The sequence below is a fragment of the Burkholderia sp. EMB26 genome (assembly GCF_024730645.1).
In the GTDB taxonomy this organism is placed as follows: domain Bacteria; phylum Pseudomonadota; class Gammaproteobacteria; order Burkholderiales; family Burkholderiaceae; genus Burkholderia; species Burkholderia cenocepacia.
Genome location: NZ_CP078070.1, coordinates 3,539,251 through 3,561,162, shown reverse-complemented (window position 1 = coordinate 3,561,162; position 21,912 = coordinate 3,539,251). Strand labels below are relative to the sequence as shown.

Below are 21,912 nucleotides of genomic sequence, written 5' to 3'. Positions count from 1 at the left end.
CAAGTAGCTGTCGTTTTTTGCGTGCACAGCGCGGCTCGCCGGCGCCCTTGTCGCGGTTGCGCAACAAGGCCCGAAGCGGTCGTGCGAGCGTGCCTCGGACGCCTGCGTCACGGTCTTGGAGGGGCAGGCGCGAGCCGAAGCGGCGTGCGGGATTCTTGGAGATAAGGCGAGATTCTAACGCCAAACGCGGCCACAGCGGGACTTATCCACAGGCCGGTTGTGTGGGTCGCGGGGCCGGATCGGTGCGGGCCGGCACAGGCGGACGACTCGTAAAGTATTGACCGTCAAGAGAAAAACGGTTTAAATAGCGGGTTCCGCGAAAACCAATCCTGTATTCCCGGCGATTGCGTTCGCCCGAATGCCTCCGGTTAAGGGCACGCGGTCCCCTGAATTTCGACATTCTCGAACAAGTGAGAACATCATGAAACGTACTTACCAACCGTCCGTGACGCGCCGCAAGCGCACCCATGGCTTCCGTGTCCGCATGAAGACGGCAGGTGGCCGCAAGGTCATCAACGCTCGCCGCGCGAAGGGCCGCAAGCGCCTCGCCATCTAAGGCAGGTTGCGCGCTGTGTCCGCCGTCCGCAGTCCTGCGGAAGGTGCCGTCGAGCCGGGTGCGAATCCGTCGCAGACGAAAGCCGCCTTCCCGAAAGCTGCGCGACTTCTGAAAACGGATGAATTTTCATCCGTTTTTCGTTTGCGCCCCTGGCGGCGCTCCGCGCACTTCGTGATTTACGGCAAGCCGACCGGTCAGCCCGCACGCCTGGGGCTCGTCATCGGCAAGAAGTATGCGCCGCGAGCGGTCACCCGTAACCTCGTGAAGCGGCTGGCGCGCGATCAGTTTCGCCTGCGCCGCGCCGAATTCGCCGGTTACGACCTGCTGCTGCGGCAGCACACGCGCTTCGACAAGAAAGCGCTGCCGAGCGCGGCTTCCGCCCCGCTCGCGGCGATGTGCGCGGCCGAGATCCGCGAACTGCTCGACAGGGCAGTCCGGGAAATCGCCCGCCGTGCGTCGAAGCCCGCGTCCGAGTGACGCATCCGTGCCCCGCGCGGCGTTCGCGCCCGCCCGGCCGGTTTTGACGCGGCGTCGTACGGCGCCGCCCAAGGTATGAAAACGGTATTGATCGCCTTGCTGCGCTTCTACAAGGTTGCCGTGAGCCCGATGCTCGGCAACCGTTGCCGTTTTTATCCTTCCTGTTCGGATTACGCGCGCGAGGCAATCCAGTATCATGGCGCCGCGCGCGGCACGTATCTCGCCGTCAGGCGCGTGTGCCGATGCCATCCGTTTTCCGCGGGCGGCATCGACCTCGTCCCGCCGCCCAACTCCGACACTCGCGCTCGCGGCGAAGCCGACGCGCGGTCCCATCGACTCTGAGACAACGCATGGATATCAAACGCACCGTCCTATGGGTGATCTTCTTCATGTCAGCTGTCATGCTGTACGACAACTGGCAGCGGGACCATGGACGCCCGTCGATGTTCTTCCCGAGCGCCACGCACACGGCTCCGGCCGCTGCCGGCGGCGCATCGGGCACGGGCGCGACGACGACCGCAGGTGACGTGCCTGCCGCCGCAGCCGGCGCCGCGCCGTCGACGACGGCCCCGGCCGCGCAGGCGCAGCTCGTGAAGTTCTCGACCGACGTGTACGACGGCGAAATCGACACGCGCGGCGGCACGCTCGCGAAGCTGACGCTGAAGAAGCAGGGCGACGGCAAGCAGCCCGACCTGTACATCACGCTGTTCGACCACACGGCCGGCCACACGTACCTCGCACGCACGGGCCTGCTCGGCGGCGATTTCCCGAACCACAACGACGTCTACACGCAGCTGAACCCCGGCTCGACGTCGCTGACGGGCGACCAGAACACGCTGAAGCTGTCGTTCGAATCGCCGGTGAAGGGCGGCGTGAAGGTCGTGAAGACCTACACGTTCACGCGCGGCAGCTACGTGATCGGCGTCGACACCAAGATCGACAACGTCGGCACGGCGCCCGTCACGCCGACGGTCTACATGGAACTCGTTCGCGACAACACGGCCGTCGAAACGCCGATGTTCTCGCACACGTTCCTCGGGCCGGCGGTCTACACGGACGCGAAGCACTTCCAGAAGATCGACTTCAGCGACCTCGACAAGAACAAGGCGAACTTCGAGAAGTCCGCGGACAACGGCTGGGTCGCGATGGTGCAGCACTACTTCGCGTCGGCGTGGATCCCGCAGCAGGGCGCGAAGCGCGACATCTACGCTGAAAAGATCGATCCGGCGCTGTACCGCGTCGGCGTGAAGCAGCCGGTCGCCGCGATCGCGCCGGGCCAGTCGGCCGACGTGCAGGCGCGCCTGTTCGCCGGTCCGGAAGAAGAGCGCATGCTCGAAGGCATCGCGCCGGGCCTGGAGCTCGTGAAGGACTACGGCTGGGTGACGATCATCGCGAAGCCGCTGTTCTGGCTGCTCGAGAAGATCCACGGCTATGTCGGCAACTGGGGCTGGGCGATCGTGCTGCTGACGGTGCTGATCAAGGCCGTGTTCTTCCCGCTGTCGGCTGCGAGCTACAAGTCGATGGCGCGGATGAAGGAAATCACGCCGCGCATGCAGGCGCTGCGCGAACGCTTCAAGAGCGATCCGCAGAAGATGAACGCCGCGCTGATGGAGTTGTACAAGACCGAGAAGGTCAATCCGTTCGGCGGCTGCCTGCCGGTCGTGATCCAGATCCCGGTGTTCATCTCGCTGTACTGGGTGCTGCTCGCGTCGGTGGAAATGCGCGGCGCACCGTGGATTCTGTGGATTCACGACCTGTCGCAACGCGATCCGTTCTTCATCCTGCCGGTGCTGATGGCCGTGTCGATGTTCGTGCAGACGAGCCTGAACCCGACGCCGCCGGACCCGGTCCAGGCGAAGATGATGAAGTTCATGCCGATCGCGTTCTCGGTGATGTTCTTCTTCTTCCCGGCAGGTCTCGTGCTGTACTACGTCGTGAACAACGTGCTGTCGATCGCGCAGCAGTACTACATCACGCGCAAGCTCGGCGGCGTCAAGAAGAAGCCGGCCTGACGCGCGTTGCAGCCGCGGGCGGCCCGCCGTCCGCGATGCTCGCAAAAAAAGCCGCATGGTTCGTGACCATGCGGCTTTTTTGTTTCGCGGCGACGACGCCGGCGGCGCGTGCGGCTGCTGCCGTTCAGGCTTTCTTCGCTTCGAGTTTCGGATCGCCGTAGAACTGCTCGACCAGTTCCTGCACGAGGTAGCGCTGATGCGGCGACAAGGCCTCGATCTTCGATGCGAGTTCGATCGTCTCGGGTGTCGGCGGATAACGTTCGTCGCGCGGCAGCGGTTGCGGCGTCGGATGTTCGATTACGCTTGGCGACGGCCCGTAATGCAGCCAGTGCACTTCGACGCGCAACCATTCGGCGAGCGTTTCGAGTTTGTCCGACGTCGGGATCGTGCGGCCCGTCAGCCATTTGTGCGCGGTTTGCGGCGAAACGGGGTGCGTTCCGCGATGACGCAGATTGAATCGGTTCGCCAGTTCCGTCGCGCCCGTGACCTTCTCCGGGCTGCGCCGCAGGGCGAATTTCAGGCGTTCCGAGAACGCGGCTTTTTCTTCGGATGTCGGCATGGGGAGATTGTGCAATTCCATCGCCGCGTCCCAGACAACCATATAGGATAAACGTATCTCGTTCGGACGAATCTCAGCCTTGATCAGGATGGGGAACGAAATTGAGGGACGTAGTGCCAAGCCCCTCGGGCACGCATACTCGTCCGAAATGGTCGGTGTGTCATGACGCCGAACTGATACTCGGCTTATCCCCGGCGGGATAAATTCGGGCGTGTCCGAATCCGGCGGCGCGGCCGGTTGCGTGTGAGCCGGCACGCTACAATGCCGGCGTTCCGGTGCCCGAACTGTTGCGCGGGCGCACCATTGACTCGCTGATTACCCGATTTCTCCGATTCCCATGCTCGCTACCGATTCCGATCCGATCGTCGCCATTGCCACCGCTGCCGGCCGGGGCGGCATCGGGGTCGTCCGCGTGTCGTTCGGGCGTGGCGGCGAGGCGGCCGCGCTGCCGCTGATCGACGCGTTGTGCGGGCAGAAGCTCGCGCCGCGCCATGCGAGCTACGTGCCGTTCCTCGACGAGCACGGCGCGCCGCTCGACCGCGGGATCGCGCTGTATTTCCCCGCGCCGCATTCGTACACCGGCGAGCACGTGCTCGAGCTGCAGGGGCATGGCGGGCCGATCGTGATGCAGCTGCTGTTGCAGCGCTGCCTGGATGCGGGGCGCGGCTTCGGGCTGCGGCTGGCGGAACCGGGCGAATTCACGCGGCGCGCGTTCCTGAACGACAAGCTCGACCTCGCGCAGGCCGAGGCCGTCGCCGACCTGATCGAGGCGAGCACCGAGGCCGCGGCGCGCTCGGCCGGACGTTCGCTCGACGGCGCGTTCTCGCGGCAGATCCATGCGCTCGTCGACGACGTGATCACGCTGCGGATGCTGGTCGAGGCGACGCTGGATTTTCCGGAAGAGGAAATCGACTTCCTCGAAGCGGCCGACGCGCGCGGCAAGCTCGCGAAGATCCGCGCGCAACTCGCGCACGTGCTCGGCGATGCGCGGCAGGGCGCGTTGTTGCGTGAAGGGCTGTCGGTCGTGCTCGCGGGGCAGCCGAACGTCGGCAAGTCATCGCTGCTGAATGCGCTGGCGGGCGCCGAGCTGGCGATCGTCACGCCGATTGCCGGCACGACGCGCGACAAGGTGGCGCAGACGATCCAGGTCGAAGGGATTCCGCTGCACATCATAGATACGGCCGGGTTGCGCGAGACGGAGGACGAAGTCGAACGGATCGGCATTGCGCGCACGTGGAGCGAGATCGAGCGCGCGGACGTCGTGCTGCATCTACTCGATTCGCGCACGGGGATGACGGCGGACGACGAAACGATCGCCGCGCGGTTTCCGGCCGGCGTGCCGGTGGTGCGCGTGCTGAACAAGACGGATCTGACCGGCGTGCCGGCATGCGTCGAGCATCCGGCGGCGGAAGGCGATCTGACCGAGGTGCATCTGTCGGCGAAACGCGGCGACGGGATCGACATGCTGCGCGCGGAGTTGTTGCGGATCGCGGGGTGGCAGGCGGGGGCCGAGGGTGTGTATCTCGCGCGCGAGCGGCATCTGATCGCGCTGCGGGCCGCGCAGGAACATCTCGCGCAGGCGGCGGATCATGCGGAGCAGCGTGCGCAGTCGCTCGATCTGTTTGCCGAAGAGCTGCGGCTCGCGCAGGAGCAGCTCAATGCGATTACCGGGGAGTTCACGTCGGATGATCTGCTGGGGGTGATTTTCAGCAGGTTTTGTATCGGGAAGTGAGCGGGCACGGAACTGTCCGTTGCCGCTGCCAGCGGCGTGCCATCGAGTACGAACGGCATGGGCGCTCACGCATCGTCATTGCCGGATGCCGAAACGAATTCAAACATCCGGAATGATCACGCAGTGCTCGGTCGGAAGACGTCAATCCCAATGACGATGATGATGGTAATACCCACCCCCACCGTAATACCCGCCACCATCAGGCACGACGATACAGCCGCTCAACAACACGGCGACGCCGGCAATCAGCAAAAGGGCCTTCTTCATCGCGTTCACCTGCTCGGGTTCAATATGAAACCCAGCATAGCGAGCGGCTCCGGCCCGGGCTGTAAGCGATCGTATCCCCGCGCCGCAATCCGTAACGGCGGATTATTCCGGTCACATTGACCGTAACAATTCGCCAAACAGCAGACGTTTTCAGGCGACGACGACCCGGTTTCGCCCCGCATCCTTCGCGCGATACAGCGCGGCATCCGCAGCTTCGATCAGCGCGTCGGGGGTCGACAGATCGTCGGCCGACACGGTCGCGCAGCCGACGCTGACGCTCACGCGCCCGGCCGGCGAGTCGGGCATCGCGAGGTCGAGCCGCAGCACGGCTTCGCGCACTTCGTCGGCCACCACCCGCGCACCGCGCGCGCCGGTGTTCGGCAGCACGATCGCGAACTCCTCGCCGCCGTAGCGCGCGACGATGTCGGCCGGCCGCCGCACCGCGCCGGCCAGTGCATTCGCGACGGCGATCAGGCACGCATCGCCCTTCACGTGACCGAACGCGTCGTTGTACGCCTTGAAGCGATCGACGTCGACCATCAGCAGCGACAGCGGTTCGCCTTGCCGCCGCGCCTGCAGGAACAGCGTATGGAAATGGTCGTTGAAGTGGCTGCGGTTGAACGCGCCCGTGAGACCGTCGCGCGCGGAAGAGCGGATCAGCGTCGCGTGCGCTTCGAACAACTGCTGATACAGCATCGTCACTTCCCACGCGAGCACGCACACGAGCACGCCGGGCGTGAACATGCTGAACACGCGCGCGACATACCAGCCGACCGTGAAGCGGTTGGTGGACAGCAGGTTCAGCGTCGTATCGGTGAGACAGGCGAGCACCGCGATCGCGAGCCACAGGTCGAGCGTCGTGCGCAGCCGGCCCGTGACCAGCACGGCCACGAGCGCGAGCGCGTTGAGGATCCACACGACGAGCGCGATGCCGTTGACGGGCAGCACGGCCGCGTCGCGCGGCGGATGGAACGCGGGCGGCAGCGACACGTTGAGCGCGAGCACGCACAGCAGCGCCGCCGCGATGGCCGGCCCACCGACGAGCGCGAGGGTCCAGCGGCGCGTCTCTTTCGCGCCGACCGGGGCGCGCGTCAGCCGTTCGCGTGCGAACAGCGCGCCCATCACGAAACACGGAAAGCCGGCATGCCAGAAGACCCACATCCATGCGGCGCTTTGCGGGCGCGCGCCGAGCAGGCCATGTGGCGCGAACACGCCGGGAAAGGTGAGCAGTTGCAGCGCGACGGCGAGCGCGGTGAACGCATAGGCGCCGCCGAGCGCACCGAGCACGGGCTGGCGTGTCACGGTGAACTGCGCGCCGAGGAAGAACGCGGCGATGCTCGCGGTCGTGAACACGGTGAGCGCGCACATCGGCATGAAGGGCTCGACGGGCGGCAGCGCGACGTTCGCATGCGGCGCGGCGATCCCGAGCGTGAGCAGGATGACGAGCGCCGTCAGCGCGCCGAACCACAGCTGACGTTGCGTCGTGTGCTGGATCAGGATGCCTTCCATGGAGTCCCCCGGACACGCGTGCGACGCACCCGATCTTGCGCCGGGCGGCACGCCTGCCGATCGCGGCGCGACCGGTGCGGCCCGATCCTATCGCGTTATCGGGCTGCGCTCAAATGCCGAGCCCGGGGCCGAAGTTGCCGGCGACCCAGCGCGTGACGGCATCGACGTCCGCGTAGTCCTGCTCGGGCAGGCCGTCGAGCATCGACAGCACTTCGTTGCTGGCGCCGGCGTCGCGCGCGGCATCGACGATCGCGTCCTTGTTCACCGGATAGCGGACGGCCGCCAGGACATCGGCGATCTGCAGGTCGATCGTTTCGTTCGGGATATCGTGCGGAGGAATGGTGGGCTTGTCGTTCACGTCGGCGTCTCGCGGGTAGGGCGGGAATCGGATCGAAGCGCAAAGGCCGTGCCCGGCATGTTACGCGGGCCCGCGGTGCCCCGGCCGGCGCGGGTTTGCGGATGGCGACGATCGACGTCAATGCCCGCGTCGCACGCGGCGCCACGGATGCTTCCAGTCGATGTGCGGTGCGTTCTCGTCGCGCGGATGCTGGCGACGGTGCTCCTGCCAGAGTTCGTCGGAAAACAGCGCAGCCACGATGACGAGCGGCAGCACGAGGAAAATTCCGAGGATGACTTGCTCGATCACGATAGCCTCCTTGCGGTGGCAGGAACCCTTGCTCCCATTCTAGGCTCTGAACTTCGCCCGCGTTCAATTTCTTACAGTGCGAAACGGGCCCGAGCGCGGCCGCGCCGCGCAGGCGTTCCGCACGTGCGCCGGCCTCAAAAAGGACACGAACATGCAACTCCAGAACGATACCAACACGCTCGCGCTGCGGCCGCTGGAGCGCCAGGACCTGCGCTTCGTCCACGAGCTGAACAACGACGCGAAGATCATGCGCTACTGGTTCGAGGAGCCGTACGAAACCTTCTCGGAACTGTCGCAACTGTACGACCGCCACGTACACGACCAGCGCGAGCGCCGTTTCGTCGCGGTCGATGCGCAAGATGAACTCGTCGGCCTCGTCGAGCTGATCGAGCTCGACTACATCCACCGCCGCGGCGAGTTCCAGATCATCATCGCGCCGCAGTGCCAGGGGCGCGGCTATGCGGGCCAGGCGACGCGCCTCGCGATCGAGTACGCGTTCAAGGTGCTGAACATGCGCAAGCTGTACCTGATCGTCGATACGTCGAATGCGGCGGCGATTCACGTGTACGAGAAATGCGGATTCCAGCACGAGGCCGAATTGAAGGAAGAATTTTTCGGGAATGGCGCGTATCACAACGCTTATCGGATGTGCATCTTCCAGCGCGATTATTTCGAGCGGCAGCGGGCCGGTGTGAATAACGCAGGGTAAACACCATCGGTGAAAGGCGCTTGCGACAGGGCTTCGCGGGCGCCGAATAGACACGGGGAACTACGGATAAATACGGATCCGCTTATACCTGGCATTTTTCTTGTATCAGGTAAATGCGATTGCGCGCTGCGGTAAAGTGGAATCGTTTCGGATGACTTTATGTGCGGCGCATCAAAATGATCCGGATATCGAAATGGATTATCCAAACCGTTCAATCGCTGCAATGTAACTGGGATGAAAGCCTTGCCGGATAACGCTTTCCGCCCGGCATGACGAGGCTGTCCGCCGGGCAGCCCGCTTTTACCCGTCGCGCACACTGCGCGAAAACAGGCTGCGCACGGGATGCGACAATCCGCCGCTATTGCGGTCGCACAACAAATGTGCTTGCTATCGTTTACCGGTCTTCTAAAGTGAAAAACGCGGGTTCACGATCACCTTTAAACACATAGCTAACCCAGCCTGGTGCCCGCAAGCCTGGAGACAGAACATGATGAAGCGTACCGGTGTCCTCTTTGCCCTTGTCGGCGCATTTTGCGCTGTGTCGATTGCGCAGGCCGGCGGCGATTCGGCCGTCAAGCCGAAGCAGGAAATCCAGCTGACGAAGAACGCATGGGGCTGTCTGTCGAAAGACAATCTGGACTCCGTATTGAGTCACGAGCGTGACGGCAAGTCGCAGGCGAAGCAGCAGTATTTCGACGACTTCCGCTGCCTGTCGGTGCCGGAAGGCCAGCGCTTCCGCGTGGTGTCGGTCGATCAGGGCGACGTGCAGTTCGTCAGCGCCGACAACAGCGACCAGCAAGGCCTCTGGACCGATTCGCGCTTCGTCAAGCAATAACCGTCCATTCCCGCGCAGTCGCACGACGCGCGAGCGCGCCGGCTCGAGGAGCCGGCGGCGCGAACCGATCACGGCCCGGCGCATGCCGGGCCGTTGCGCTGTGGATCGCGCATCACGCACGCCGGACGGCGCGCATTCGGTATCATCACGGCCCGACCGAACCGAATGCCCGCCCGGGCCGCATCCGCATGGCGCTGAAATCCACGATCTACAAAGCCGAGCTGCAAATCGCCGACATGGATCGGCATTACTACGCCGATCACGCGCTGACGGTGGCGCGCCATCCGTCGGAAACCGACGACCGGATGATGGTGCGCATCGTCGCGTTCGCGCTGTTCGCGCACGAGCGGCTCGAGTTCTGCAAGGGGCTGTCGGACGTCGACGAGCCCGACCTGTGGCAGAAGGATCTGACGGGCGCGATCGACGTGTGGATCGAGGCCGGCCAGCCGGACGAACGACGCATCTCGAAGGCGGCCGGCCGCGCCGGACAGGTCACGGTGATCGCGTACGGCGGCAAGACGTCGGATATCTGGTGGCAGGGCGTGCGCAGCAAGGTCGAACGGTTGCGCAACGTGCAGGTGCTGTCGCTCGCCGACGGCGTCGCGGCCGCGCTCGGGCGGCTCGCCGAGCGCACGATGCGCCTGCAGTGCACGGTGCAGGACGGCGCCGCGTGGATCTCGAGCGCCGATCACGATCCGGTCGCGGTCGAATGGACGGTGCTGAAGGCGCGCGCGGACGCGTAACGGCCCGCGCGCCGGCCGCATTCAGCCGAGCGCGGCCGGCGGCCCCTTGAATTCGACCATGTTCCCTTCGGGATCGAACAGGTAGATCGACGGCCCGTAGCCGCCGGCGCCGTAGCGTTCGGCCGGCGCGCCGGGGCGCGCGCCATGCGCGGCGAAATGGGCGATCAATGCGTCGGGATCGAACGGCTCGACGCGCAGGCACAGGTGGTCGAGGTTGCGCCCGGTGCCGGGCGGCCCGCTGTCGGGCCGGTCGATCGGGCCGCCGACCGTCAGCAGGTCGATCAGCGCGTCGCCGGCGCGCAGTTGCACGAGGCCCAGATCGGGCTGTTCCTTCTCCACATGGCAACCGACGGCGTCGCAGTAAAAGCGCGTCATCGCCGCCATGTCGGTCACGCGCAGCACGATGTGATCGATTCCGCGGATGGTGGGTTTCATGAGCGGGGGACTCCTTCGCAGTCGACGAGCATCGAGTGTAGACGCATCGCGCCTGCGCCGCCGGCCGGAACGCGGCACAATCGACGGACGAAAAAAAGCCCGTTCACGCAGTGCGGAACGGGCTTAATCCATATCAGGAGGAGACATGGAGGAGACAATTCCAACTATACACACGGCGATGGTGCGACGCAATATTCCGATTGCAAAAAAACGTCAGGACGGCGATTTGTCGCATCCGCACTGCAGCAAAATGGTGACGGGACGATGACGAAAACCGCGCTGGAGCGGCCGCCGCGCGGGTTTCGTCGGATTTATCTCGATCGATGTGGCCCCGATTCGTCGGCATGAATCACAGAGCAAGATTCAGGGCGCGACGGCATGTGCCGATGGCTAGAGTAGGCACCATCTACACTAGAGAGTGCGAGGTTCAAATGAAAACCGCCTATCCGACCGATGATGCCCGCTGGGGCGCCGTGACCGAGCGCGATCCGCATGCGGACGGCGCGTTCTTCTATGGTGTCCGCACGACCGGCGTGTTTTGTCGCCCGACCTGCGCGTCGCGGCAGCCACGCCGCGAGAACGTGTCCTTTTTCACCGATCCGGCGGCCGCGCGCGCGGCCGGCTTCCGGCCCTGCAAGCGCTGCCAGCCGGAAGGGTTGCCGCGCGAACTGGACATCGTCAATCGCGCATGCGCGGTGCTCGACGCGCAGGCCGAGCGGCTCACGCTGCAGCAGTTGAGCGACGCCGTGCACGTGAGCCCGTTCCACCTGCAGCGGCTCTTCAAGCGCGTGGTCGGCGTGTCGCCGCGGCAGTACCAGGCCGCGCAGCGCGGCGCGGCGTTGCGGCAGGCGCTGCAAAGCGGGCAGCCGGTCACGCAGGCGGCTGTCGACGCCGGGTTCAACTCGCCGTCGCGGCTCTATGCGTCGGTGCCGCGCGAGCTGGGGATGGCGCCGTCCGCGTTCCGCCGCCAGGGCGCGGGCCTGCGGATCGACTATGCGACCGCGTCGACGTCGCTCGGCACGGTGCTGGTCGCCGCCACCGAACAGGGCATCTGCCGGATCGCGTTCGGCGACGACCCGGCGTCGCTCGTCGGCGAACTGAAGGACACGTTCGCGCGTGCCGAACTGGTCGAATCGTCCGCGCGGCTCGCGCCGTTCGTCACGCAGATCCGCGCGTATCTCGACGGTACGCGGCACGCATTCGACCTGCCGCTCGACATCGCGCCGACCGCGTTCCAGCAGCGCGTATGGGAAGCGCTGACGCACATCCCATACGGCGAGACGCGCAGCTATTCGGAGATCGCGGAGGCGCTCGGCTCGCCGCGCGCGGTGCGGGCGGTCGCGTCCGCGTGCGCGTCGAATCCGGTCGCGCTCGCGATCCCGTGCCACCGCGTCGTGCAGAAGGGCGGCGCGCTCGCCGGCTATCGCTGGGGCGTGCGCCGCAAGGCGACGCTGCTCGCGGCCGAGGCGCGCCACGTTCATGACGATGAAGCCGAAGCCGAGACGGAGGGCAGTGCGGTTTGAGCATCGAGACGACAACGATCAAGTCCCTCGCGAACGGCGGCCCAGTGCCGCCGTCTGCGCAGATGGAGCTGCGCTACAAGGCGCCGTACGACTGGGCGCGCGTGCTGCGCTTCTTCAGCGGGCGCGCGATTCCGGGTGTCGAGCAGGTCGCCGACGGTGTATATCGCCGCATCGTCGATCTGCACGGCGATGCGGGCCGGCTCACCGTCACGAAACACCCGCGCAAGCATTGCCTGATCGCGACCGTCGAAGGGGCGGTCGCGCGTCACGTCGACGATGCATTCGCCGCGCGCGTCGCGACGATGTTCGACCTCGGCGCCGATCCGGCCGCGATCGGCGACGGGCTCGCGCGCGATCCGTGGTTCGCGCCGCTCGTCGACGCCGCGCCGGGGCTGCGCGTGCCGGGCGCGTGGTCGGGGTTCGAGCTGGCCGTGCGCGCGATCGTCGGCCAGCAGGTGAGCGTGAAGGCCGCGACGACGATCGTCGGCCGGCTCGTCGAACGGGCCGGCGAACGCGTGATGCAGGACGACGACGGCGCGCCCGCGTGGCGGTTTCCGACACCCGACGCGCTGGCTGCGTGCGATCTCGACAAGATCGGGATGCCCGGCAAGCGGGTGGCCGCGCTGACCGGCGTGGCGCGCGCGGTGGCGGCCGGCGACGTGCCGGTCGATCGCGCGCATGCCGATCTCGCGACGCTGCGCAGCGCGTGGCTCGACCTGCCCGGCATCGGCCCGTGGACCGTCGAATACATCGCGATGCGTGCATGGCGCGACCCGGACGCGTGGCCGGCATCCGATCTCGTGCTGATGCAGTCGATCGCCGCGCGCGACCCGGCGCTCGACCGGCTCGCCAGCCAGAAGCGCCGCACCGAAGGCTGGCGGCCGTGGCGTGCGTATGCGGCGCTGCATCTGTGGAACGAAGTGGCCGACCGGGCAGGCGGCGCGCGCGGCGGGTAAGCGCGGCGGCCCGCGGCCGGGTGCGACCGCCGGAAGGCGGGGCTGCAACCCGGTGCGCAGGCGGCGCCGGCATGCGACAAGTGCCGGCGTGATGTGGCCCGTCATGGCGATGCCTCGCCTCCGGCAACGGCCGGATGCCGCGCGTGCGACGTCTCCGTATGCGTCGTTTCCCGATCCATTCCGCGACATGGTTGCACCTGCCGCCCCCGTTCGCCGCGCCCGTTCCATCCGACGAATTCCGCTGACCGGCGTGCCGATCGGCCTCGTCCCGACCCGGCGATCGGGGCCGGCGCTGCCGCGTCCGGCCCGTCCGATCGCCCGCTCAGGCCCGTGCGCCATGCCCGGAGCCACCTCAAGCGCGGGTTCCGGCGAGATGTTAAAGTGCCCGCTACCAACGAAGCGACCAACAATCCAGCCGGCCGCGCGCGGCGTTCTGCGCGCGGCCGTCACGCACTTGCGTCTCCATGTCGAACACCATGACTCACCGCCAGTCCGAACTGCTGCTGAATCGCCTCGACGCGCTGAGCTCGGGCCCGACGCGGCAGCATCTGCCCGACGGCCTGCGCGGCATCGAAAAGGAAAGCCTGCGCGTGACGCGCGACGGGATGATCGCGTTCACGCCGCATCCGCGCGCGCTCGGTTCGGCGCTCACGCATCCGGCGCTGACGACCGACTATTCCGAAGCGCTGATCGAACTGATCACGCCCGCCGAGCGCGACGCCGCGCTCACGCTCGAGCGCCTCGACGATCTGCATCGCTACGTCTATGCATCGCTCGGCGACGAGATGCTGTGGAACGACTCGATGCCGGGCCTGCTGCCGGCCGACGACCAGATCCCGATCGCCGATTACGGCACGTCGAACATCGGCCGCCTGAAGACGGTGTACCGGCGCGGCCTCGCGTATCGCTACGGCCGCACGATGCAGTGCATCGCCGGTATCCACTACAACTACTCGCTGCACGAGGAAGTGTGGCGGCGCCTGCATGCGGAAGAAGGGTCCACGGCGACGCTCGTCGATTACCAGTCGGAACGCTATCTCGCGCAGATCCGCAACTTCCGCCGCCGCAGCTGGCTGCTGATGTACCTGTTCGGCGCGTCGCCGGTGCTCGACACCAGGTTCCTGCGCGGCAAGCCGCACAAACTCGACACGTTCGACGCCGATACGCTGTACCGGCCGTACGCGACCAGCCTGCGGATGAGCGATCTCGGCTACTCGAACACGACGGCCCAGGCCGCGCTGCATGTCGACTACAACACGCTGCCCGGTTATCTCGACGCGCTGTCGAAGGCCGTGAGCGAGCCGTATCCGGCGTACGAGGCGATCGGCACGCATCGCGACGGCGAGTGGATCCAGATCAACACGAACGTGCTGCAGATCGAGAACGAGTTCTACTCGACGATCCGGCCGAAGCGCGTCACGTATTCGGGCGAGCGGCCGCTGCATGCGCTCGCGTCGCGCGGCGTCCAGTACATCGAAGTGCGCTGCCTCGACATCGATCCGTTCGAGCCGACCGGCATCGCGCTGGAGACCGCGCGCTTCATCGACGCGTTCCTGCTCGCGTGCGCACTCGACGAAAGCGCGCCGCTCGACTGCGACGCATACAAGGAAGCGAACGCGAACTTCGGCAGCGTGACGATGGACGGCCGCAAGCCGGGGCTCACGCTGACGCGCGACGGCCAATCGATCACGCTGCGGCAGTGGGCCGACGAACTGATGGCCGATATCGAGATCGTCGGTCGCCGGCTCGACGAAATCCGCGGCGGCGACGAACATGCGCGCGCGATCGCCGCGCAGCGCGACAAGCTCGCCGATCCCGAACGCACGCCGTCCGCGCGGGTGCTGCGCACGATGCGCGAGAACGGCCAGTCGTTCCTCGCGTTCGCGCTCGCGCAGAGCGAAGCGCATGCCGCGCATTTCCGCGCGCATCCGCCGTCGGCCGAGACGCTGCGCACCGAGCAGGCGCTCGCCGCGAAGTCGCTGGCCGAGCAGGCCGAGCTCGAAGCGAAGGAGGCCGGATCGTTCGACGCATTCGTCGCCGCCTATCGCGCCTATACGCTGAACCGCTTCAGCGTGTGACGCTCGCGCATGCGGCCGGCGCAGGGTGCGCCGCGCCGCTGCCGCGCGATCCGTCCGATTCCGTCGGTGATCGGGTCGGTGATCCGGTCAGTGATGCGCGTACGTGCCGCGATCGGCCGCGTGCGGCAGCGCCGGCTTGCCCGATTCCGTGTGGGACCGGCCGTCGCTGCCGTAACCGGCCGCGTCGCCCTCACTGCGCGCCTGCGCCGCGCGCTGCATGACCGCCTGCATGTTTTCCGGAAAGTCCGGACTGCTTGCGAGGCTCGTCCGGTAGCCGGCGGCCTGCAGCTCCACGAGCTCCTGGCGGACCTGCGCGCGCGTGAGCGTCGACGCGGCTTGCGCGTGAGCGGCGAACGCCGCGCCGATCAGCACGAACGCGCATGCCGCGTGTTTCATCGTCTTCATCGTGTGTGCTCCGTGAGGTTCCGGTGCCGCGCCGTTGCTGGCGCGGGCGGAAGCGATGCAGCCAGTCTAGGCTTCGGAGGCCAAACGAAACATCCTCGTGGCTGGCAGTCACCTTTTCCGGTCGCGCAACATTGCGCGCGCACCAGTGAGCCGGCCGCGACGGGTTGCCTGTCGAACGCGACAGCTGTGCGCCATCTGCCGGTCATCGTGCGGTGGACGGTCCGCATCGGCTCGCCCGCATCGGGCTTCTCCCCCCTTGTGCAAGCGCGTCGCGCCTCCTAACCTCTTTTAAGCGACCGATCGGTTGGCCGCGCAACGTCGTTGCGTACGCAAGCGCCCGATCGTGGTCGTGACCGCAGGACATCGCCTTGACCCGAACCCGGCACATCGACTTGCGCGCCCGGGTCGACTCTGGAGACACGATGAATCCCACCGACGCCCTACCGCCCGGCATCGTCTTCGCGCAACCGTTGACGCCCGTCGCCCACTCGCTGCTCCTGTCGTTCCTCGTCGCCGCGATCCCGATCGCGGTCGCGCTGATCGCGCTCGGCGTGCTGCGTCGCCCCGCGTGGCAGGCGTCGCTGGCCGGGCTCGTCGCGGGCCTCGCGGTCGCGATCGGCGCGTGGGGGATGCCGGCCGGGCTCGCGTTCAACGCGGTCGGCGCCGGCATGGCGCTCGCGGTCGTGCCGGTGATGTGGATCGTCTTCAACGCGCTGCTGCTCTACAACATCGCGGTGAAGTCGGGCCGCTTCGACCAGTTCCGGCAGTGGATGCTCGACAACCTGCCCGACGATCGCCGCCTCGTGCTGCTCGTCGTCGCGTTCTCGTTCGGTTGTCTGCTCGAAGGGATCTCCGGATTCGGCACGCCGGTCGCGATCACGAGCGCGCTCTTGATCGCGCTCGGCTTCCCCGCGCTCGAAGCGCTCACCTACACGCTGCTGTTCAACACGGCGCCGGTCGCGTTCGGCGCGCTCGGCGTGCCGATCACCGTGCTCGGCGCGGTCACGTCGCTGCCGCCCGCGACGCTCGCGCAGATGGTCGGCCGCCAGTTGCCGTTCTTCGCGCTGCTGCTGCCGTTCTACGTGGTCGGCGCATACGGCGGGCTGCGTTCGATCGCGAAGCTGTGGCCCGCGCTGCTCGTGTCGGGCGGCAGCTTCGCGCTCGCGCAGTTCGTCACGTCGAACTTCCTCGGCTACCAGCTCACCGACGTGCTGTCGTCGCTCACGTCGCTGATCGTGACGATCGGCTTCCTGCAGCTGTGGAAGCCGCAGCCCGATCCGCAATACGCGCTGGCGCGCAGCGTGCCGGCCGCCGCCGGCGCCGCGCGCGCGGGCTTCGGCGGCTGGTTGCCGTGGCTCGTCGTGTCGGTGGTCGTGATCGTGTGGGTGCACGCGAACGTCGCGGCGATCGGCGACGTGAAGATCAAGTGGCCGGGCCTGCACAACGCCGTGTACGTGTCGCTGTACCACAAGCCGTATGCGGCGATCTGGGATTTCCAGCCGCTCGGCACGGGCACCGCGATCCTGCTGTCGGCGATCGTCACGGCCGCGCTGACGCGTACCGGCCCCGGCGCGTTCGTCGAATGCGTGGTGAAGACGTGGCGGCAGACGTGGATCGCGATCGTCACGGTGATGATGATCGTCGGGCTCGCGTACCTGCTGAACTACTCGGGCATCAGCTATACGCTCGGCACCGGCGTCGCGTCGACCGGTGCGCTGTTCCCGCTGGTGTCCGCGTCGCTCGGCTGGATCGCCGTGTTCCTGTCCGGCAGCGACACGTCGGGCAACGCGCTGTTCGGCAACCTGCAGGTCGTCGCCGCGCGCCAGCTCGGCCTCGATCCGGTGCTGATGGCCGCCACCAACTCGTCGGGCGGCGTGATGGGCAAGATGATCTCGCCGCAGAACATCGCGACGGGCGTATCGACGACGGACCTGAAAGGGCAGGAGGGCGTCGTGTTCGCACGCACCTTCTGGCACAGCGTGATCCTCACGCTGTTGCTCGGCGTGCTGGTGTTCCTGCAGCAGCACGTGCTGACCTGGATGATTCCGGCGCTGCCGAAGTGACGCGGCGCCGCGACAGAAGAAGGCACGAGGAAAGCAACGAGGGAAGGCGCCCGGGAAAAGCGCCACGTAGTGTGCGGAAGCGGTGAACGCGCGGCGGCTCAGCGCGCGTTCACCCGCCGCATCGTTCGTCCGGTTTCAACCGTGTCGGCCGCATCGGTCGCATCGGCCGCTTCGCCGTCGCCCGGCAGGATGCACGCGAGGAACGCGTCGATCGCGGGGCTCTGGCGGCGCGCCTTCAGGTAGTACACGTATTCGTCGATCGTCGTGTCGACGCCGCGCAGCGCGATCACGCGCAGGTCCGGATGGCGCTCGGCCTCGCCGAGCGGAAACAGGCTGCCGCCTACGCCATGCAGGATCGCCTCGCGAATCGCTTCGCGGCTGCCGATCTCGGCGACCGATGGGGCCGCGACGCCGGCCGCGGCGAGGATCGTCTCCGTGCAGCGGCGCGTGACCGACCCTTCCTCGCGGATCAGCAGCCGCACGTCGGCGAGCTGCGCCGGGTCGATCGAATCGAACCGCGCGAGCGGATGATGGCGATGCACGACGAGCACCAGCGGATCGGTCGAGATCACCTTGCGTTCCAGGCCGTCGGCGTCGTTGCGCTGCGACGAGACCGCGAGATCGATGCGGAATTCCTGCAGCGCCTGCAGGATTTCCTCGGAGTTGCCGATCCGGCACGTGAGCGCGATCGACGGGTGCGCGCTCGAGAAACGGCCGACCGCGTCCATGATGTAGTACGGGCCGGTCGCGCCGATCCGCAGGTGGCCTTCGAACAGGCCGCCGACGTTGCGCAGCATGATGTCGGCCTGCGCCTCGAGCGCGATCATCTGCTCGACGAGCGGCAGCAGCTCGATGCCCGTGTCGGTCACCTCGAGCTTGCGGCCGCTGCGGTAGAACAGCTCGACGCCGTACACCTGCTCGACCTGCCGGATCTGCGCGGCAATCGTCGGCTGGCTCACGCCGAGGTGGCGCGCGGCGCGCGTGATGCTGCCCTGCCGGACGGTCGCGTGGAACGCCTTCAGCTGATCGAACACGACTCGGCTTCTCCCCCCTCTTCATCGCGCGTCAGCGTAGCGCACGCATATGTCGGCCGCATGAAAGGCGCGCCGTGCGCCGCTTCCAAAAAAATCCTGTGGGTCACCCAAAGAAACCTGCGGGAACCGGTCACGGCCGGGACATGCCGGTGCGGGGTAATAACGGCGACGCAGATCGCCGGCCCGCTCGTCCGGCGACCCCACTCCCACCGACCACAGGGTGCTTTTCATGTCCTCGAACAATCGACGCGATTTCCTGCGCCTCGCCGCGCAGTCGGCCGGCGCGATGGCCGCCTACGCGGGCTTTCCGCCCGCGATCCGCAATGCGCTGGCGATGCCGGCCGCCTATCGCACCGGCACGATCCGTGACGTCGAGCACGTCGTGATCTTCATGCAGGAAAACCGTTCGTTCGACCATTACTTCGGCGGGCTGCGCGGCGTGCGCGGCTTCGACGACCCGCGTCCGCACCTGCTGCCGAACGGCGCACCGGTGTGGCAGCAGCCGCCGGCATCTGTGTTCACGAAGAACTACCACTCGCGCGGGCTCGATCCGTCCGCGCCGTACGTGCTGCCGTTCTACCTCGATCCGAAGCAGACGACCGAATTCCAGCCGGGCACCAACCACGGCTGGAGCAGCGGCCACCTGTCCTGGAACAACGGCCAGTGGGATCAGTGGGTGAACCAGAAGCAGGACGTGCTGACGATGGGCTACCTGAAGCGCCAGGATCTCACGTACCACTACGCGCTGGCCGACGCGTTCACGATCTGCGATTCGTACTTCTGCTCCGCGCACGCCGACACGGCGCCGAACCGCATCTACCTGTGGACCGGCACGATCGATTCGCGCAACGTCTACGGCAGCGCGCCGAACGGCCCGGGCATCGGCGAGCGCAACGACGTGAACGGCTACACGTGGACGACCTACGCCGAACGCCTCGAGAACGCGAAGATCAGCTGGAAGGTGTACCAGGGCGGCACCGGCATCCCGGGCGACCCGACCGACAACTACACCGACAACTCGCTGATGTTCTTCAAGCGCTTCCAGGTGAAGGAAGGCGCGAGCGGCCCGCTGGTCGACAAGGGCGCATCGAACCACACGCTCGCGGAGCTGAAGGCCGACGTGCAGGCGAACCGGCTGCCGCAGGTGTCGTGGATCGTGTCGCCGTACAAGTACAGCGAGCACCCGCAGGCGTCGCCGACCGACGGCGCGTTCTACATCAACATGGTGCTCGAGGCGCTGACGTCGAACCCGGAAGTGTGGGCGAAGACGGTGTTCATCCTGAACTACGACGAGAACGACGGACTGTTCGATCACGTCGTGCCGCCGGTGCCGCCGGTCACGAGCGGCGTGGGCGGGCAGGGGATCGTGTCGTCGAACCTGCTGTCGACCCTCGGCGACGAGCTGCTCGACCTGAACAAGTATCCGGGCGAAATGAGCCCGCTCGTGCCGGGCGCCGACCCGGGCGGCATCCAGCCGATCGGCCTCGGGCCGCGCGTGCCGCTGATCATCATCTCGCCGTGGACGAAGGGCGGCTGGGTCTGCTCGGAGACGTTCGACCATACGTCGGTGCTGCGTTTCCTCGAAGCGCGTTTCGGCGTGAAGGAACCGAACATCAGCGCGTGGCGCCGGTCGATCTGCGGCGACCTCACGTCGGCGTTCGACTTCTCCGCGCGCCCCGACACGCGCACGGTGAGCTTCACGGTGCCGCAGCACCTCGCGACGGCCGGCCAGGCGTACCAGGTGCCCGCGCAACAGTCGATGCCGGCGCAGGAGCCGGGCACGCGGCCGGCGCGTGCGCTGCCGTACGAGCTGTTCGTGCACAGCCGCGTGGGCGCGCATGACGACACCGTGTCGCTCGACTTCGCGAACACCGGCGACGCGGGCGCCGCGTTCTACGTGTACGACCGCCGCAACCCGGCGACGCCGCCGCGCCGCTACGCGGTGTCCGCGCGCGACCGCTTCGTCGACACGTGGAGCACGTCGGCCGCGCGCGGCGACTACCATCTCGCGGCCTACGGCCCGAACGGCTATCTGTGCGAGTTCCAGGGCAACACGCGGCTCGCCGCGGACGGCCGCCACGCGAACCCCGAAGCGAAGATCGGCTACGACGTGCGCAATCGCCACGTCTACCTGCAACTGCGCAACAGCGGGCGCGCGAGCTGCCGCGTGACGGTCGACAACGCGTACAGCCATGCGCATGCACGCACCTACACGCTGGCGCCGGGCGAGCGCATCGAGGCGCACTTCGAGCTGTCGTCGAGCCACGGCTGGTACGATCTGACGATCACCGCGACCACGCTGCGCGGCGGCGACGACAAGGTCGTGCGTCGCTTCGCGGGCCACGTCGAGACGGGCCGGCCGAGCCACAGCGATCCGGGGCCGGTGAAGCACACGGCCTGACGGTTGCGCAGGGTCGCGCGAAGCGGGGCGGTTCGCCCGCCGCGCGCGACCCTCGCGTGCCGGCCGCATTCCGGCACGCCGGATTGGATTTTGGAAACTGAAAACTGTTGACAATATGCCGGGCCGAGGGTATACAAGGATCATTCGCCGATATGGCGCCCTCGTTTTCATCCATAGCCCGCTGCCTGCCCGACCATGACTGCCCCGAACGCGCTCAGCGCCATCGAACTCCTGCAAAGCCAGTCGCTCGCGATGATCGTCCAGGACATGCTCGAGCGCGCGATCGTCTCCGGCGAATACGCGCCGGGCGAAAAGCTCAACGAAGTCGAGATCGCGACCCGGCTGAACGTGTCGCGCGGCCCGGTGCGCGAAGCGTTCCGCGCGCTCGAACAGGCCGGCCTGCTGCGCAACGAGAAGAATCGCGGCGTGACCGTGCGCGTCGTGCCGCTGCGCGAGGCCGAGGAAATCTACGAAGTGCGCGCGATGCTCGACGAGTCGGTCGCGCGCGCGCTCGCGAAGCGTATCTCGCCCGAGACGCTGAAGGTGCTGAAGGGCATCATCCAGTCGATGAAGGACGCCGCGAAGACGCATGACGTCACGCGCTATACCGAGCTGAACGTGCAGTTCCACGACGCGATGGTCGTCGGCGTCGGCAATACCCATCTCACCGATACCTACCGGCGGCTCGTGCGCCAGCTCGGCCTGCTGCGCCAGGCGGCGATCGAGGCCGAGGAGGATGCGATCGCGGTGTCGGCGGCCGAGCACGACAAGATCGTGCAGGCGCTCGCGGCCGGCGACGAGGACAAGGCCGTCGCGCTCGTGCGCGAGCACGTCGCGCACGGCCTCGCGCGGATGCGCCGTACGCACGAGCAGGGGCTGCCTGCGACGGGCAAGGCGGCGCGGGAGAAGGCCGGCGCATAAAAGCCCGGCAACGCCCGCGGGAGCTGTCGCGCACAGGTAAAGGGACGCGTC

The 21,912-nt window shown here is 67.1% G+C and carries 22 protein-coding genes; 14 read left to right on the top strand and 8 right to left on the bottom strand.

Annotated features, from left to right (window positions below; translation table 11 throughout):
- Positions 1–421 precede the first annotated feature (421 nt).
- From rpmH to yidC, 4 genes are all read left to right on the top strand, one after another.
- Complete coding sequence (gene rpmH / locus KU887_RS16795) at positions 422–556, top strand: 50S ribosomal protein L34 (protein ID WP_004198824.1); 135 nt, start codon at positions 422–424, stop codon at positions 554–556.
- Positions 557–571: 15 nt separating this feature from the next.
- Positions 572–1,033: a ribonuclease P protein component gene (gene rnpA, locus KU887_RS16790; RefSeq protein WP_006489941.1), complete on the top strand. Its 462-nt coding sequence runs from the start codon at positions 572–574 to the stop codon at positions 1,031–1,033.
- 75 nt (positions 1,034–1,108) lie between these two features.
- Positions 1,109–1,375, top strand: coding sequence for a membrane protein insertion efficiency factor YidD (gene yidD / locus KU887_RS16785; RefSeq protein ID WP_006489939.1), 267 nt, complete (start codon positions 1,109–1,111; stop codon positions 1,373–1,375).
- Between the two features lie 8 nt (positions 1,376–1,383).
- Positions 1,384–3,045: a membrane protein insertase YidC gene (yidC, locus tag KU887_RS16780; RefSeq protein ID WP_012329458.1), complete on the top strand. Its 1,662-nt coding sequence runs from the start codon at positions 1,384–1,386 to the stop codon at positions 3,043–3,045.
- 124 nt (positions 3,046–3,169) lie between these two features.
- Here yidC and KU887_RS16775 read toward each other — a convergent pair whose 3' ends face one another.
- Positions 3,170–3,604, bottom strand: a complete 435-nt coding sequence (locus tag KU887_RS16775; protein ID WP_006489946.1) for a transcriptional regulator — start codon at positions 3,602–3,604, stop codon at positions 3,170–3,172.
- 337 nt (positions 3,605–3,941) lie between these two features.
- Here KU887_RS16775 and mnmE point away from each other — a divergent pair, with 337 nt between their 5' ends.
- Positions 3,942–5,336, top strand: coding sequence for a tRNA uridine-5-carboxymethylaminomethyl(34) synthesis GTPase MnmE (gene mnmE / locus KU887_RS16770; protein WP_048989075.1), 1,395 nt, complete (start codon positions 3,942–3,944; stop codon positions 5,334–5,336).
- Between the two features lie 141 nt (positions 5,337–5,477).
- Here the strand turns inward: mnmE and KU887_RS16765 are convergent, their stop codons facing one another.
- The 4 genes from KU887_RS16765 to KU887_RS16750 form a co-directional block, all read right to left on the bottom strand.
- Complete coding sequence (locus KU887_RS16765; protein ID WP_256097665.1) at positions 5,478–5,603, bottom strand: hypothetical protein; 126 nt, start codon at positions 5,601–5,603, stop codon at positions 5,478–5,480.
- A gap of 150 nt (positions 5,604–5,753) precedes the next feature.
- Positions 5,754–7,112 (bottom strand): sensor domain-containing diguanylate cyclase, encoded by a 1,359-nt coding sequence (locus KU887_RS16760; RefSeq protein ID WP_006498694.1) that lies wholly within the window; start codon positions 7,110–7,112, stop codon positions 5,754–5,756.
- A 109-nt stretch (positions 7,113–7,221) separates the two neighbouring features.
- Positions 7,222–7,470 (bottom strand): DUF2795 domain-containing protein, encoded by a 249-nt coding sequence (locus KU887_RS16755; protein ID WP_258250740.1) that lies wholly within the window; start codon positions 7,468–7,470, stop codon positions 7,222–7,224.
- 117 nt (positions 7,471–7,587) lie between these two features.
- Positions 7,588–7,758, bottom strand: coding sequence for a hypothetical protein (locus KU887_RS16750; protein ID WP_006489933.1), 171 nt, complete (start codon positions 7,756–7,758; stop codon positions 7,588–7,590).
- 151 nt (positions 7,759–7,909) lie between these two features.
- On the opposite strand from KU887_RS16750, the gene speG reads away from it, so the two are divergent.
- From speG to KU887_RS16735, 3 genes are all read left to right on the top strand, one after another.
- Positions 7,910–8,467: a spermidine N1-acetyltransferase gene (speG, locus tag KU887_RS16745; RefSeq protein ID WP_058902297.1), complete on the top strand. Its 558-nt coding sequence runs from the start codon at positions 7,910–7,912 to the stop codon at positions 8,465–8,467.
- Between the two features lie 487 nt (positions 8,468–8,954).
- Positions 8,955–9,302 carry a surface attachment protein Sap1 gene (gene sap1 / locus KU887_RS16740; RefSeq protein WP_006489950.1) on the top strand — a complete coding sequence of 116 codons (348 nt, stop codon included), beginning with the start codon at positions 8,955–8,957 and terminating at the stop codon, positions 9,300–9,302.
- A 188-nt stretch (positions 9,303–9,490) separates the two neighbouring features.
- Positions 9,491–10,045, top strand: coding sequence for a YaeQ family protein (locus tag KU887_RS16735; RefSeq protein WP_006498691.1), 555 nt, complete (start codon positions 9,491–9,493; stop codon positions 10,043–10,045).
- Between the two features lie 21 nt (positions 10,046–10,066).
- On the opposite strand, the gene KU887_RS16730 is transcribed toward KU887_RS16735, so the two are convergent.
- Complete coding sequence (locus tag KU887_RS16730) at positions 10,067–10,480, bottom strand: VOC family protein (RefSeq protein WP_006498690.1); 414 nt, start codon at positions 10,478–10,480, stop codon at positions 10,067–10,069.
- A gap of 431 nt (positions 10,481–10,911) precedes the next feature.
- On the opposite strand from KU887_RS16730, the gene ada reads away from it, so the two are divergent.
- From ada to gshA, 3 genes are all read left to right on the top strand, one after another.
- The gene (gene ada / locus KU887_RS16725) at positions 10,912–12,003 is read left to right on the top strand and encodes a bifunctional DNA-binding transcriptional regulator/O6-methylguanine-DNA methyltransferase Ada (RefSeq protein ID WP_006489944.1); all 1,092 of its coding nucleotides are present in this window, start codon (positions 10,912–10,914) and stop codon (positions 12,001–12,003) included.
- Positions 12,000–12,959 carry a DNA-3-methyladenine glycosylase gene (locus KU887_RS16720; RefSeq protein ID WP_006492382.1) on the top strand — a complete coding sequence of 320 codons (960 nt, stop codon included), beginning with the start codon at positions 12,000–12,002 and terminating at the stop codon, positions 12,957–12,959. Before ada ends, KU887_RS16720 begins: the two co-directional genes overlap by 4 nt.
- Positions 12,960–13,423: 464 nt before the next feature.
- Positions 13,424–15,037, top strand: a complete 1,614-nt coding sequence (gene gshA / locus KU887_RS16715; protein ID WP_193759724.1) for a glutamate--cysteine ligase — start codon at positions 13,424–13,426, stop codon at positions 15,035–15,037.
- 87 nt (positions 15,038–15,124) lie between these two features.
- Here gshA and KU887_RS16710 read toward each other — a convergent pair whose 3' ends face one another.
- Positions 15,125–15,442 (bottom strand): DUF4148 domain-containing protein, encoded by a 318-nt coding sequence (locus tag KU887_RS16710; RefSeq protein ID WP_058901922.1) that lies wholly within the window; start codon positions 15,440–15,442, stop codon positions 15,125–15,127.
- A 422-nt stretch (positions 15,443–15,864) separates the two neighbouring features.
- Here KU887_RS16710 and KU887_RS16705 point away from each other — a divergent pair, with 422 nt between their 5' ends.
- A complete protein-coding gene (locus KU887_RS16705) occupies positions 15,865–17,505 on the top strand; it encodes an L-lactate permease (protein WP_006498686.1) in 1,641 nt (546 codons plus the stop codon).
- Positions 17,506–17,603: 98 nt separating this feature from the next.
- Here the strand turns inward: KU887_RS16705 and KU887_RS16700 are convergent, their stop codons facing one another.
- Entirely contained in the window at positions 17,604–18,539 is a 936-nt protein-coding gene (locus tag KU887_RS16700; RefSeq protein ID WP_006498685.1) for a LysR family transcriptional regulator, read from the bottom strand.
- Between the two features lie 229 nt (positions 18,540–18,768).
- Here KU887_RS16700 and KU887_RS16695 point away from each other — a divergent pair, with 229 nt between their 5' ends.
- Both KU887_RS16695 and KU887_RS16690 read left to right on the top strand, forming a co-directional pair.
- Entirely contained in the window at positions 18,769–20,940 is a 2,172-nt protein-coding gene (locus tag KU887_RS16695; RefSeq protein WP_012492328.1) for a phosphocholine-specific phospholipase C, read from the top strand.
- A gap of 195 nt (positions 20,941–21,135) precedes the next feature.
- Positions 21,136–21,861, top strand: coding sequence for a phosphonate utilization associated transcriptional regulator (locus KU887_RS16690; protein ID WP_006485791.1), 726 nt, complete (start codon positions 21,136–21,138; stop codon positions 21,859–21,861).
- Positions 21,862–21,912: the final 51 nt, after the last annotated feature.